The 263-nt window shown below is 49.0% G+C and carries 1 protein-coding gene; it reads left to right on the plus strand.

Annotation, left to right across the window (positions count from 1 at the left end):
• Positions 1–263 (plus strand): hypothetical protein (locus MiSe_RS50260; RefSeq protein WP_226595115.1); only part of this gene is annotated, 263 nt, incomplete at both ends.

A 263-nucleotide genomic window follows, 5' to 3' on the forward strand; every position in this document is an offset into this window, starting at 1 on the left:
AAATTCCTCCCTTGCCGTGCCCCGACCAATTATTCAGATCCATTCCCGATTCGATATCAAAGTAGGGGCACGGCATCAGTCAGGTTGGTTGCCAGCAATAAATTCCTCCCTTGCCGTGCCCCTACCAATGATTCAGATCCATTCCCGATTCGATATCAAAGTAGGGGCACGGCATCAGTCAGGTTGGTTGCCAGCAATAAATTCCTCCCTTGCCGTGCCCCGACCAATTATTCATATCAAGTTCGGTCGATTACCCATAATTG

This window comes from Microseira wollei NIES-4236 (assembly GCF_020521235.1).
Classification (GTDB): Bacteria; Cyanobacteriota; Cyanobacteriia; order Cyanobacteriales; family Aerosakkonemataceae; genus Microseira; species Microseira wollei.